Below are 12,740 nucleotides of genomic sequence, written 5' to 3'. Positions count from 1 at the left end.
GCGGACTCAGTTCTCAAGTTGACGCACGAGTTCGCGGGCCAACTGGCTGCGCGCCACGGCGCTGGACTGGTCGGTGTTGACCTCCCATATCAGTTGCTGGGTGTTGCCGTCGGCGTCCTGAGCCACCAAGGCGATGAAGAAGCGCGGGGGATTGTTTTGAACCGGCTGCCATTCCTGGAAGGTCCAGCCTTCGACTTGGCCCTCGCTGAGCTTGAGGGCGGCTTGAGACTGTTCAAGCAGCAACTGATAGGCTTTTTGGGCGTCCTCGGTCTTGCTGGGCGGGGCAATTTCCTCCTGAGTCGGGTTCCGAGGCTGATCGCTCTTTTCCGGGAAGGTGTTGTAGTAGAGGATTTTCTGCTCGCCTTCACCGGCAGTGGTGGTCACTCCCGCGTTCTCGTCTCCACCCAATACAACCACAGGCACCCGAGAGGCGTCGGCCACCACATCGTCGCGCGCCGGGGGCGGCAGGCGCAGGATGCGGTCCTCGCTCAATCCCCGCACGCCTTCCACGGCTCCTCCGATCTGATAAGCCAACTGGCGGCGCGACTGTCCGAAAGTGAGCAGATACATGACGCTGCCCAGCACCACCAGAAGCACGATGACGGTGCCGATCTTCTTCCACATGGGAGCTTCGTAGCTCTCTGCCGTGCGCACCGATCCGGCGGAGCGCTGGCGCAGGGTGCGCGCCTGGCTCTGCAGCAGATAGGGATCGAGCCGCCGGGGACGGCCGGAGTCCTGCTCCGGTCGGCTGGCTTGACTGTCAGGGTTTTCGCTGTCGTGCCTTTCCGTCATTATTTCTTGGCCTCCTTCTGGGCCCGCTCGCGTCCGCGGCGCTTGAGGTAGGCCTGGATCAACTCGTCCAGATCGCCGTCCAGCACCGCGTCCACGTTGCCGATCTCGACCTTGGTGCGGTGGTCTTTCACCAGCCGGTAGGGGTGCAGCACGTAAGAGCGGATCTGGCTGCCCCAGGCGATATCCGACTTGCTTTCCTCAAGCTTGTCCAACTCCTGACGTTTCTTCTCCATCTCGAGTTCAAAGAGCTTCGACTTCAGCATCTTCATCGCCATTTCCTTGTTGCGGTGCTGGGAGCGCTCGTTCTGGCACTGCACGACGATGCCGGAGGGATTGTGGGTAATGCGCACGGCCGAGTCGGTGACGTTGACGTGCTGGCCGCCGGCGCCCGAGGAGCGGTAGGTGTCGATGCGAAGGTCCTTCTCGTCCACCTCGATCTCGATGTCCTCGTCGATCTCGGGCGACACGAAGACTGAAGCGAAGGAGGTATGACGGCGGGCTCCAGCATCGAAGGGCGAGATCCGCACCAGCCGGTGGACGCCGATCTCGGCCGAGAGATAGCCGTAAGCCAGATCGCCGTTGGCCATGAAGGTGATGGACTTGATGCCGGCCTCTTCCCCCGGCTGGTAATCGACCACCTCGGTCTTGTATCCCGACTGCTCGCACCAGCGCAGGTACATGCGGGAGAGCATCTCGGCCCAGTCCTGGCTCTCCGTCCCTCCGGCGCCGGAATGGATGGTGACGAAGGCGTTGGAGTGGTCGTGGGGCCCGGAAAGCAGGGCCTCCAGCTCGGTGGACTCGACTTTCGATTCCAACTCCTCGAGTCCGCCCTGGATCTCTTCTTCGACTTCCTCGCCCTCCTCGGCCAGTTCCAGCAGCGCACCCAGATCCTCCAGAGCGCTCTTGCAGCCGTTGGCCTTCTCCAGAGTGCCCTGCAAGCTGCTGCGCTTGCGCATCACGGTTTCCTGGTCGTCGGAATTGCTCCAGAAGTCGGGGTCGGCGATGGTCTTTTCGATTTCGTCGAGTTGTTTCTGCTTGCCTTCGACGTCAAAGATACTCCCACAAGTGTCCGACCCGCTCCTGCATGTCCTTGTAGCGATCCTGGTACTCTTGCACGGCTGTATCTACTCCTTGGGTTTCCAAAAAAGCGCCGCCGCCAAAGTGAGGGCGACAATTCCTATATTAAGCCATTCGCCCATCCTGGCGTAAGCCGAGAGGCCGAGGGCGCCCTCGACTTCGGTCACCAGCAGGCCTTGCCTGAAGGGCTCGATGCGGTCTTCGATTCGTCCCTGAGCGTCGATGAGCACGGTCAGTCCGGTATTGGCGCTGCGCAGCATGGGACGCTGGGTCTCGATGCTTCTCATGCGCGCCATCTGCAGCAGTTGGTAAGGAGCCGAGCTCTCTCCGTACCAGGAATCGTTGGTGATGTTGACCAGCACCTGGGCTCCCTGGCGCGCCGCCTGGCGGCTGACCTGAGGGAAGATGCCTTCAAAGCAAATAAGGGTGGAGAAGGTCAGAGAGTCGACCTGCCCGACCGTCATCTGGCTGCCGGGAGTGAAGCTTCCCACTTCCTGAACCAAGGGAGAAAAGAAGTACTTCATGACGCCTGCCCAGGGCACGTACTCTCCGAAGGGCACCAGCTTCATTTTGTCGTAGCGGTAGGCGGCTTCTCCATCGGGACCCAGCAAGTGAGCGCTGTTGTAGTAAACGCCGGGACGCTGGGGATCGATGTGGGTGCTGTTGAAGAGCATGGGCATCCCGTAGTTGCGCACCTGGCGCTGCCAGAAAGTGGTGTAGTAGAAGTCGCGTCCGAAAAAGAACGGATTCTGGGCCTCCGAGACGATGAACCAGTCGGCTCCGCGCTGCAGGGCTTCGATGTAGAAAGCCGGCAGCGTTTCAAAGTACTTTCGGGCGTAATGCTCACGGTTTTCGGCCAGCCCCACGTCGGGCTGAACCAAGGCGGCCGTCAGCGAGGACCCCGCAGCCGGAATTCCCAGGTGGGTGCGGTAGGCGCCGTAGAGCAGGGCCGCGGCAAGCAGCCCGGCGGTGAGCGGGGGCAGCAGCCGCGGTCGACCTCTCATCCAGGCCAGCAAGGCGGCGTTGAGGGCCACCAGCAGGAAGGAAATGAGAAAGACTCCGCCGATGTCCGCTGCCATGGGAAGCCAGGGAACGGGAACCTGGGTGTAGCCCAGCAATCCCCAGGGAAATCCTCCCGCCACGAAGTAGTTGCGCCACAGCTCGTTGAGCATCCAGAAGCCGGGCGCGCAGAAGAGGGCCAGGGAGGCCGAGCGTCCGGCGCACCAGCGGGTCAGCAGGGTGAAGGGGGCCATGAGCAGCGAAAGCAGCAGCAGCAAGGCCAGGAAAGCGCCCAAAGCTCCCGCCCGGGGGAATCCGCCGAAGGTCACCAGCACGTTGGGGATCCAGTAAAGCAGCAGGCCCAGGAAAGGGACTGCGAAGAGCAGGTGTCCGGCAGCCGTGCGCTTCCAGGAGGGGCGCCGGATAAGGAAATCGAGCAGGGGGAGCAGGCCCGCCCAGGCCAGGGGAATCAAGTTGAAGCTGGGGAAGGCCAGCGCCAGGGCCAGTCCGCCCAAAGGGAGCGACGCCCACCAAGGCACTCGACGCAGGTGGGCCAGCAGTCTAGATTCCGAGAGGGCTTCATCCTCCACGATCAGTTCTCGTCGGGAAAGCGGGCGCGCTTGACGTAGGTGGCGAACTGGGCGCTCTTGAGCTGCCCCTCCATCCGTTCAGCCTCTGTTCGGGAGGCGTAACGGCCCACCCAGACGCGGTAGAGACTGTCCTGCGAGAAGTCGGGACTGACGATGAATCCCTTGTAGCCTTTGGCGCTCAGTTCACGCATCAACTGCTCGGCGTCTTCCAGCGAAGCAACCGCCCCCACCTGCACCGTATAGCCGGTTTCCAGGGTGGGATCGTCGGCGGGCGGCGAGACCTCGACCGCGGGCGGAGGAGCCTTCGGAGCCTCGGTCTGAGCCGGCGGCTGGAGAGGGGCCTCCTGGGAGGCGCCGGAGCCCTCACCCGAGTCGGATGAACGGCTCTCCGACTGGCTGTCGCCCACCAGATTCTCGTAGAAGTCCAGATCGGGCTCTTCCTCCTCACCTTCTTTGGAGGCCAGGGGTGGCGGAGACTGCGTCTGTGCGGTCTCTTCGGCCTGGGCGCCGACGTAGTAGGTCTTGCCCACCCACACCCCCAGGGCGAAGAGGGCGAAAGAGAAGCCCACCATGAAGAGGTAGAGGTAAAGGGTTTCCCGCGGCTTGAGATTACCCATCGGACTGGTCCTGGTTTCCGTCCTTGCCGGAGTAGGCCTTGGCTATGGATTCGAATCCTTCGATCATGGGCTTGACCATGTCCAGCGGCAGCGGAAAAACGATGGTTGAATTCTGTTCGGCGCCGATCTCGGTCAGGGTCGAGAGATAGCGCAACTGGACGGTAATGGGTTCCTTGGCCATGGTGCGGGCGGCCTCCAGCAACTGCTTGGCGGCCTGGAACTCACCGTCGGCGTGGATGATCTTGGCGCGCTTCTCGCGTTCGGCTTCGGCCTGGCGTGCCATGGCCCGCTGCATCGACTCGGGAAGGTCGACGGTTTTGACCTCGACCATGGAGACCTTGATGCCCCAGGGATCGGTGTGCTGGTCGAGGATCGACTGCAGCCGTTCGTTGAGGTCTTCGCGCTGGCTGAGCAGATCGTCGAGTTCGACCTCGCCCAGCACCGAGCGCAAGGTGGTCTGAGCCAACTGGGAGCAGGCATAGAGGTAGTTTTCGACCGTCACCACGGCGGCGTTGGCGTCGCGCACCCTCAAGTAGACGATGGCGTTGACCTTGACCGAGACGTTGTCGCGGGTGATGACGTCCTGGGGAGGCACGTCCATGGTCACCGTGCGCAGGCTGATGCGCTCCATGCGGTCCAACGGATAGAACACGAAGCAGATACCAGGTCCCTTGGGCGTCGACAAGACCCGCCCCAGACGAAAAATGACGCCCCGCTCATACTCCCGCAGGATCTTGATGGCGGACAGCAGATAAAGAACGATGACGAGTAGAGGAATGGCAAAAATCGCGCCCATAACATGGCCTCCCTTTCCAAGGACTCCGGTTGCAGATTAACATCCGATGGTGACGCTCATCGGCCTTACGTCAGGCTTCGCCTTCGTATTCGACGAGCAGCGTCTGGTGCTTGCTTCCCACCACCCTCACCCGGCTGCCGGCCGGGATGGGTTCGCTGGAGGAGGCGTCCCACCACTCGCCGTTGACGAAGACTTTTCCTCCCCGCGCCGTGATTTCGCTGCGCGCTTGGCCTTCCATGCCCACCAGCGATTCGTCCCCCATGGCCGAGGGCGACTGGAAAGCCTTCAGGGCCAGTCGAAACAGGAAGATGAAGATAGCAGCGAATCCGATGACGACGCCCGCCGCCAACCACATGTTGATCCTCAAAGCCGGAAAAGGACTGTCGATCAAAAGCAACAGTCCCAAGAACATTGCAATTGCGCCCCCGATTCCCAGCACGCCGAACCCCTGCACCTTGACCTCGGCGATGAACAGTCCGATGGCCAGCAGAATCAGCGCCACTCCGATCAGGTTGACGGGCAGCAGGGAGAAGCCCATCAGCCCCAGCAAAAGCGAGATGGCTCCCAGCACCCCGGGGACGATGAGTCCGGGATTGGTGAGTTCGAAATACAAGCCGAGCACCCCGATCACCGCCAGCACCAGCGCCACGTTGGGATTGGCCACGGTGGAGAGCAACTGCTGGCGGTAGGTCTTCTGCACCTGGGTGATGCTCTGTCCCGAGGCGCGCAGGCGTTCCACCTGACCGTTGAAGCGTGACACCTCGCGTCCTTCGAGCTGATTGAGCAGGTCCTCCTCATCTTCGGCGATGAGGTCGATGAGGTTGCCGTCCAGCGCTTCTTGCTCGGTAAAGGAGGCCGCCTCCTCGACAGCCTTGGCCGCCAGCTCGTAGTTGCGGTTGCGTCTCTCCACGATGCTGCGCAAACTGGCCAAGGCGTCGTTCTTCACCTTCTTGAGCAGGACTTCGTTGTCCAGGCCGAAGGGAAAAATGGGCGTGGCGGCTCCGGTGTTGGTGCCGGGCGCCATCACGGCCACGTCGGCGGCCAGGAGAATAAAGAAGCCGGCCGATGCCGCGTGGGTGCCGCGCGGCGTCACATAGCAGACGACCGGAACCTCGGAGTTGAGAATCTCCTGGACGATCTCCTGCATGGAAACGCCCAGCCCTCCCGGCGTGGACAGTTCGATGAGCAGGAACTCGGCCTGTTCGCTCTCGGCTTGCTCGACGGCCCCCCGGATGAATTCGGCGGTGATGGGATCGATCACCCCGTCCACCCGCACCTTGACGATGCCGGCGGCCAGAGGCGATGCGAGCAACATCAAAAGTGCGAATCCCAGCCCGGACCGTCGCAAACGCTTCATACTCCGTAGTCTAGCAAACTCCCCGCCAAACGAGGAAAAGCGGCCTCGGCTATAATCGCAAGCCTGATGATAAGCGTGCTCTTCTTCGCTTCCTTGCGCGATGTGGCCGGGACCTCGCAGCTGCAGCTCGAGTCCCGCGGGCAGCAAACCGCCGAGGAAGTCTTCGCCCGCCTGCTCAAGCGCTTTCCCGGGCTGGCGCCCTACAGGCCCTCCTTGCTGGTGGCCGTCAACGAGGAATATGCCCAATGGCAGCAACCGGTCGCCGACGGCGACGAAATCGCCTTTTTCCCGCCTGTCAGCGGCGGGAGCGGCGCCTCCGCCGCCAAGACTGGGCAGGGATGGGCCGACTTGACGCGGGACGCCATCGATCACCAGGCCGTGATGGATTCGGTGGCCCATGCGGGAGCGGGCGCCGTGGTGACTTTTGACGGCGTCGTGCGCGATCACGCCCGCGGCAAGAACGTCACCTCGCTGGAATACCAATGCTACGAGAGCATGGCCCGCAAGCAGCTCGAGAGGCTTCGCCTGCAGGCCCTGGAAAAATGGCCGCTTCGCGGGGTCTGCGTGGTCCACCGGGTGGGGCACCTGCAAATCGGCGACAGCAGCGTCTTCATCGCCGTCTCCTCGGCCCACCGGGGCGAGGCCTTTCAGGCTTGCCGCTGGATCATCGACACCCTCAAGACCAGCGTCCCCATCTGGAAGAAGGAGCACTACCAGGACGGCGAGACCTGGATCGAGGAGTCGGGCGGATGAAGAAGCTGCGGACCGCCATTCTGACGGTGAGCGACGGGTGCTTTCACGGCCAGCGGGACGATCTGTCAGGGCAGGCCCTGGCTGAAGAAGCCGAGTCGCTGGGATGGGTGGTCAAAGAGCGTCAGACCGTCCCCGACGAACCCGGACAGATTGGGGAGGTTATCCGGTCCTGGGCCGGACGCGACGACCTCGACTTGCTGCTCAGCACCGGCGGCACCGGCCTGGGTCCCCGCGACGTGACTCCGGAAGCCGTCCAGCCCCTTCTGGACAGGACCGCCGCCGGCTTGGCCGAACTGATGCGTGCGGAAGGGCTCAAGAAGACTCCCTTCGCCGCCCTCTCCCGCTCGCTGGCCGGCACCCTTAACGGCAAAGTGGTCCTGTGCCTCCCGGGCAGCCCCAAAGGCGCCCTGGAATCGCTGCAAGCCGTGCAAAAGCTCTTGCCCCACGCTGTCGACCTGGCCCAAGGGCGCACCGGTCACTGAGGCTACCCAGGCTCGTCACCAGTAACTCCTGGAATTACTTTCATACACCTGCCCCCTACATCTCGCGGCGGCCGGAGAAGGCGCGGGAGATGGTGACTTGGTCGGCGAACTCCAGGTCGCTGCCCACCGGGATGCCCTGGGCGATGCGGGTGACGCGCACCCCCAGCGGCTTGATCAGCTTGTTGAGGTAGAGAGCCGTGGCTTCGCCGTCCGAGGTGGCGTTGGTGGCCACGATGATTTCCTTCACCTCGTCGTCGCGCAGCCGCTCGAGCAGACTCTTGACCTTGAGGTCTTCGGGACCGATGCCCTCCAGGGGCTTGATGGCGCCGTGCAGCACATGATAGCGGCCGTGGTATCCGCTGGCCTCGATGGACACGATATTGAAGGGTTCTTCCACCACGCAGATGGTGGATGCGTCGCGGTTGGGATCGGAACAGAAGCGGCAGGGATCGCTGCCGGCGATATTGTTGCAAAGCGAGCACAGCACCAGGTCGTCTTTGAGCCGGATGAGGGCTTCGGAGAGACGCTGGGCGGTTTCGCGGGGCTGGCGGATCAGGTGAAAAGCCAAGCGCTGGGCGCTCTTGCTCCCGATTCCGGGCAATTTCTTCAACTCTTCGATGAGGTTCTGGACCGGGTCGCGGCGTGGATCCATGGCGTGATTGTAGGGTCCAGGTCTGTCGGGCCGCCACCAAGCCCGAGGCCGCGGTCGGCGCCGGGGTGCGTCCTCTGCGGACGCGACTCCCCGTGTTCCCGGAGCGAACCGTTGGCCGACGGGACAACTTAGTGCAGGCCCATGCCCCCCAACATGTCGCTCATGCCTCCCATCTGCTCGGAGACAGCTTCATCGACCTTGCGGGCCGCCTCGTTGACGGCGGCCAGAATCAAGTCCTGCAGCATTTCGGTGTCTTCGGGATCGACCGCCTCGGGATCGATCTTTATCGACTGCAGTTGTTTGGTACCGTCCATGATCACGGTCACCATGCCTCCGCCCGAGGAGGCCTCCATCTGCATCTCGCCCATTTCTTTCTCAAGCTTGGCCTGCATCTGCTGAGCCTGCTTCATCATCTTCTGAAAGCTCTTCATATTCATAATGCTCTTTTACTCCTTCTCGACGATGTACTTGCCGGGAAAGGCCTCCAGGAAAGCTCTCACCTTGGGATCCTTTTCAGGGTCCGCTCCGGCATCGGACGAGTCATCGCCAGCATCATCTTCTCTCAATTCTACGCTTGGGCGCGAGCCCGTGATCTTAGCACAAAGATCCTTCAGTATCCGCCGGTTCTCCTTGCTCCCCAGCATGCGGCCCTGAAATCCGCCTCCGCGGGGAAGGCCTATCACCAGCTTTCCGTCCTGGTAGCGGATTTTCTCGGCGCCCGGAAGCAGGCCGGCCAGATCGGGCTTGCGGTTGCGGACGGCTTGCAGGAGTTGTTGCGGGACTTCGGCGTCCGCGACGGCCGAGGGCGGAGGCGGCTCGTCCCGGGCCTCGGACGCGGGCTCTGGGGGCGCGGGCTCTGGGGGTGCGGGCTCTGGAGGCACAGGACGGGGCTCGCGTTCCGCCGTGGCAGTCCCGCTGCCTCCGCTCACCGAAGGAGCCTGTCCCGAGCGCACCTGTCCAATCACCTCCTCGATGTCGGGCAGGCGCGATAGCTCCACCAGCTTCATCAGGGCGATTTCCAGATGGATGTAAGGACGGTTGTGCCAGCGCAGCTCGTTCTGAGTCTTGGCCAACAGGTCATAGAAGCGGATCAAGTCGATGCCCGAAAAGCGCTTGGCCTGCTCTTCCACCTTTTGGCGTTGGGTATCGGGCAGATGGAGCAGCCGCTCGTCCCAGCCGGCGGCCCGGCAGACCATCAGGTTGCGCACGTGCTGCACCAGTTCGCGGCAGAAGTGCTGAGGGTCTGATCCGCTTTCCAGCAGCGCCTGCATGTGCTCCAGCAAAGCCTTGCGGTTCTGGCCCAGCACTGCATCGGCCACCTCGGCGATCAGTCCCTCGTCCACCACGCCCAGCAGACTGCGGACGTCCTCGTCGGAGATCTCGCTGCCGCCGTAAGAGAGAACCTGATCGAGCGCCGACTGAGCGTCGCGCATGCTTCCCTGCCCCTCGTTGGCGATGGCCCGCAAAGCATAGTTTGAAATTTCGATGCCTTCGGCCTTGACGATATCCTTGAGGCGCTGCAGGATCTCGGCGAACTGGATGGGCTTGAATTCGAAGTGCTGGCAGCGCGAGGTGATGGTGACCGGGATCTTGTGGACCTCGGTGGTGGCCATCACGAACTTGACGTGTTGAGGAGGCTCTTCCAGGGTCTTCAACAAGGCGTTGAAGGCCGCGTTGGAAAGCATGTGCACCTCGTCGATGATGAAGATCTTGAAGCGGTCGCGGGAGGTGCCGTAGCGGACGCTTTCCCTCAGCTCGCGTATGGAGTCCACGCCGGTGTTGGAAGCGGCGTCGATCTCCTGCACGTCCACCGAGTTGGAGGCCGCGATCTCCTGGCAGGACGGGCACTTTCCGCAGGGCTCCGGCGAGAGCCCTTCATGGCAGTTCAAGGCCTTGGCCAGGATGCGCGCCGTGGTGGTCTTGCCCACTCCCCGCACGCCTGAAAAGAGAAAAGCGTGAGCGATGCGTCCGCTTTCGATGGCGTTCTTCAAGGTGCGGGTGACCAGGCGCTGTCCCACCACTTCGTCGAAGGTCTGGGGACGGTACTTGCGGGCAATGACCTGATAGGACATGTGAGGCGGCGGTTTCTTTCACAGGACAGCGACCTGGCGGGGCCGTCCTGGCTGGGGCTCTAGGTTGCCGTCGCGGCCTTCCAGCACACCCGGCCGGAAAGGAACACGAGGCGGGTCAGGCCCCGGGGAACCTGCGGCACACGCGCGGAACCCCTTAATGCTGCTTCCTTCCGGACCTGACATGGTTCGAGGGGCGCGTTGCACAGGACCCGGAGCCTGTCAATCGCTTCGAGCGAGAGTCCATCATAGCACAGGGTCCCAGCCGAGCACCCCGCCCCCAAGCTAGTTTTCGACGTATGCGGAGACGATCTGAAACAACTGCTCGGCGGCCAGGCGATTGCCCTCGGGATTCCAGTGGGAATCTGCCGGAAGGTAAAGCTGCCGCCCCTCTCGGCGCGCCTGCCGGAAAACTGCGGCGAGGTCGTGAAAATCGATGCCGTGACGGTGGCAGAACTCCTCCAGCAGCCGCTGGGCGCGGGTCCACTCGAAGCGTTCATCGGGCAACTCGAATCGCTGCAGCATTTCCCGGCGCAGCGACTCGTCGATGTGCCACTCGGCCGGATAGGCCACCACTACGAGGGGAATGTCGCGCTGCCCGAGTAGCGATTTCATCTCCTCCAGGGCCCCCAGGATATAGTCGACATAAGGATCGAAGATGGCCGCCCGCTGCCGGTCGGCGAACTGGACCTGATCATGAATCAGCTCGAGGTAGGCGCTGCGAGCCATGCTGGGCGGAAGAGACGCTGAAGGAGCGCCAGGCTCGGTCCGGCCCGCGGGGGCGGCCTTCACTCGGGCGGGCTTCACTGGGGCGGGCTTCTCTTGCTCCCCTTTCGGAGCCTCGGCTGCCGTCTTCGGATCCTTTTTCTCTTTGGCCGCCTCCTCCTGCTCCCGCTGGATGCTCCTCTGGTTGCGCCAGAGGACGTATTTTTCACCCAGGAAGGAAAAGAAGCGGCTTCTGAAGAGGACCGGCCGGCCCCACAGTTCAAAAAAGAAGTCCTGATCGGTGTTGTAGTCGACGAAGGTGCCGCCGTAGGCCACCCGGCGGCGTTGCGGGCGGCCGTCGAAGAAATCGTTTCCCGTGTAGAAGCCCAGCACCACCAGGTCGGGCTGGTAGAGCAGCCCGAACTTCTTGAGCAGGGCCAGTTGTTCGGCGGTGTGCGTCATCGGATATCCCGCCGCGATGACCTCCACCCGTCCCTGGCCGTAGGTCTTCTCCAGTTGCTCTTCGAGGACGTTGGTGCAGTTGTCGACGGGGCCGCCGGCCCAATTGAAGGAATCGCTCAGGACCAGCACCCGGAAAACCCCCTCCGGCGCCGGGCGCGAATAGTCACGGTCATTGAAGCCGAACTCGTTGGCGCGGGCGTTCCCGTAGCGAGCGTGAGGACGCACCTTGAACCCCAGCTCAGAGTCGTAAACATAGAACCGGTCAGGAAAAAAGAAGTCGGGAAAAGCCAGGAAGATGCCTTCCAGCAGCAAGAAGGAAACACCCGCCGCGACCGCCACCTTCAAGCCCGTCCGCAGCAGCTTCTTCCATCGGCTCATCACCTGCCGGATTCTAGCACGGCCGATGATCGCTCAGCGGCGGCGCACTTGACGAGAGGAGGCTCGATTGGGTCTAATAGCAGGCTCCACAGCGGAGGAGTAGCGAAGTGGACGTAACGCGCCCGACTCGAAATCGGGTTGTCAGGTGATGAGCTTGGCACGTGGGTTCGAATCCCACCTCCTCCGCCATCGCAAGCCGGCCTGAAGGAGAGGTGTCCGAGTGGCCGAAGGAGCACGCTTGGAAAGCGTGTGTGGGGGCAACCTCACCGAGGGTTCGAATCCCTCCCTCTCCGCCATTCTCCTCTTGATCCATATCTGTGGGTGTTCGGGGGGTGCCTGAAGATGCCTGTCCCCGCGTCGGCGAGCTTCCCCGTTTCAACTCAATTCTTCACTCCTCAAAGCATCCCGCATGGGCTTGGGGCTCTGTCATGGCTGGCTGCTATTCTTCAGAGGTCATTTGAAGGCAGGACGGACCTATGTCGATTGTCGCAGAACCAGTCGTACCGAGAGAGGACAACACAGCGGAGTCGCTGGAGGCGTTGCTTGAGGCCAACCAGTACTACCGGAACTCGCCATGGCCAGCGCCTTTTGATTCGACGCTGCACAGACTCCATCTGGGCGATGCCAGGGACTTGACTTGGGTCGACGACGCCAGCGTGCACCTGGTCGTGACTAGCCCTCCTTATTGGACTCTCAAGAAATATCGCGACATCGAAGGTCAGTTGGGCGACATCGGCGACTATGAGAAGTTTCTTGACCAACTCGACGAGGTTTGGCGAGAGTGCATGCGCGTTCTTGCTCCTGGAGGACGGATTTGCTGCGTGGTGGGGGATGTCTGCATACCGCGCCGCCTCGATGGTCGGCATCGGGTTATGCCCTTGCACTCCGATATTCAGGTACGGGTACGCAAGCTAGGACTCGACTGCCTGACCCCTATCATCTGGCACAAGATCGCCAACGGCGTGACCGAGGTCAAAGGGAATGGTGCGGGCTTCTATGGAAAGCCCTATC

The 12,740-nt window shown here is 62.5% G+C and carries 13 protein-coding genes, 2 tRNA genes and 1 other RNA gene; 5 read left to right on the top strand and 11 right to left on the bottom strand.

What is annotated here, in order from left to right:
- Positions 1 to 6: 6 nt before the first annotated feature.
- From VLU25_08480 to VLU25_08455, 6 genes are all read right to left on the bottom strand, one after another.
- On the bottom strand, positions 7 to 792 hold the full coding sequence (locus VLU25_08480) for a hypothetical protein (GenBank protein HSR67963.1): 786 nt from the start codon (positions 790 to 792) through the stop codon (positions 7 to 9).
- A protein-coding gene (prfB, locus tag VLU25_08475) for a peptide chain release factor 2 (protein ID HSR67962.1) occupies positions 792 to 1,878 on the bottom strand; the annotation gives its coding sequence in 2 pieces (ribosomal slippage) (positions 792 to 1,841 and positions 1,843 to 1,878; 1,086 coding nt in all). Before prfB ends, VLU25_08480 begins: the two co-directional genes overlap by 1 nt.
- Before the next feature lie 38 nt (positions 1,879 to 1,916).
- Entirely contained in the window at positions 1,917 to 3,458 is a 1,542-nt protein-coding gene (gene lnt, locus VLU25_08470; protein HSR67961.1) for an apolipoprotein N-acyltransferase, read from the bottom strand.
- A gap of 2 nt (positions 3,459 to 3,460) precedes the next feature.
- Positions 3,461 to 4,075 (bottom strand): SPOR domain-containing protein, encoded by a 615-nt coding sequence (locus VLU25_08465; protein HSR67960.1) that lies wholly within the window; start codon positions 4,073 to 4,075, stop codon positions 3,461 to 3,463.
- Entirely contained in the window at positions 4,068 to 4,871 is an 804-nt protein-coding gene (locus tag VLU25_08460; protein ID HSR67959.1) for a slipin family protein, read from the bottom strand. The genes VLU25_08465 and VLU25_08460 overlap by 8 nt, the downstream gene beginning before the upstream one ends.
- Positions 4,872 to 4,941: 70 nt before the next feature.
- On the bottom strand, positions 4,942 to 6,228 hold the full coding sequence (locus tag VLU25_08455; GenBank protein HSR67958.1) for a nodulation protein NfeD: 1,287 nt from the start codon (positions 6,226 to 6,228) through the stop codon (positions 4,942 to 4,944).
- A 66-nt stretch (positions 6,229 to 6,294) separates the two neighbouring features.
- Between VLU25_08455 and moaD the strand changes: the two genes are divergently transcribed.
- Together moaD and VLU25_08445 are read left to right on the top strand one after the other, a co-directional pair.
- Positions 6,295 to 6,981, top strand: a complete 687-nt coding sequence (gene moaD, locus VLU25_08450; protein ID HSR67957.1) for a molybdopterin converting factor subunit 1 — start codon at positions 6,295 to 6,297, stop codon at positions 6,979 to 6,981.
- Positions 6,978 to 7,463 carry a MogA/MoaB family molybdenum cofactor biosynthesis protein gene (locus VLU25_08445; protein ID HSR67956.1) on the top strand — a complete coding sequence of 162 codons (486 nt, stop codon included), beginning with the start codon at positions 6,978 to 6,980 and terminating at the stop codon, positions 7,461 to 7,463. The genes moaD and VLU25_08445 overlap by 4 nt, the downstream gene beginning before the upstream one ends.
- Before the next feature lie 55 nt (positions 7,464 to 7,518).
- Here the strand turns inward: VLU25_08445 and recR are convergent, their stop codons facing one another.
- The 5 genes from recR to VLU25_08420 all read right to left on the bottom strand — a co-directional run bounded on the left by recR (position 7,519) and on the right by VLU25_08420 (position 11,729).
- Positions 7,519 to 8,115: a recombination mediator RecR gene (recR, locus tag VLU25_08440; protein ID HSR67955.1), complete on the bottom strand. Its 597-nt coding sequence runs from the start codon at positions 8,113 to 8,115 to the stop codon at positions 7,519 to 7,521.
- Between the two features lie 128 nt (positions 8,116 to 8,243).
- Positions 8,244 to 8,552 carry a YbaB/EbfC family nucleoid-associated protein gene (locus VLU25_08435; protein HSR67954.1) on the bottom strand — a complete coding sequence of 103 codons (309 nt, stop codon included), beginning with the start codon at positions 8,550 to 8,552 and terminating at the stop codon, positions 8,244 to 8,246.
- Between the two features lie 9 nt (positions 8,553 to 8,561).
- On the bottom strand, positions 8,562 to 10,187 hold the full coding sequence (dnaX, locus tag VLU25_08430) for a DNA polymerase III subunit gamma/tau (protein ID HSR67953.1): 1,626 nt from the start codon (positions 10,185 to 10,187) through the stop codon (positions 8,562 to 8,564).
- Positions 10,188 to 10,304: 117 nt separating this feature from the next.
- An RNA gene (gene ffs, locus VLU25_08425) (signal recognition particle sRNA small type) lies at positions 10,305 to 10,402 on the bottom strand.
- Positions 10,403 to 10,469: 67 nt separating this feature from the next.
- The gene (locus VLU25_08420) at positions 10,470 to 11,729 is read right to left on the bottom strand and encodes a hypothetical protein (protein ID HSR67952.1); all 1,260 of its coding nucleotides are present in this window, start codon (positions 11,727 to 11,729) and stop codon (positions 10,470 to 10,472) included.
- A 93-nt stretch (positions 11,730 to 11,822) separates the two neighbouring features.
- On the opposite strand from VLU25_08420, the gene VLU25_08415 reads away from it, so the two are divergent.
- The 3 genes from VLU25_08415 to VLU25_08405 all read left to right on the top strand — a co-directional run.
- Positions 11,823 to 11,918, top strand: a tRNA-Ser gene (locus VLU25_08415).
- Positions 11,919 to 11,935: 17 nt separating this feature from the next.
- Positions 11,936 to 12,025: transfer RNA gene (locus VLU25_08410), tRNA-Ser, on the top strand.
- Between the two features lie 180 nt (positions 12,026 to 12,205).
- Positions 12,206 to 12,740, top strand: a 535-nt coding sequence (locus VLU25_08405) for a DNA methyltransferase (GenBank protein ID HSR67951.1), incomplete at its 3' end; no start/stop codon positions are given.

Source organism: Acidobacteriota bacterium (assembly GCA_035471785.1).
In the GTDB taxonomy this organism is placed as follows: domain Bacteria; phylum Acidobacteriota; class UBA6911; order RPQK01; family DATIPO01; genus JANQFM01.
Note: the sequence above shows the minus strand (reverse complement) of the source record. Positions and strands in the feature narration are given on the sequence as shown.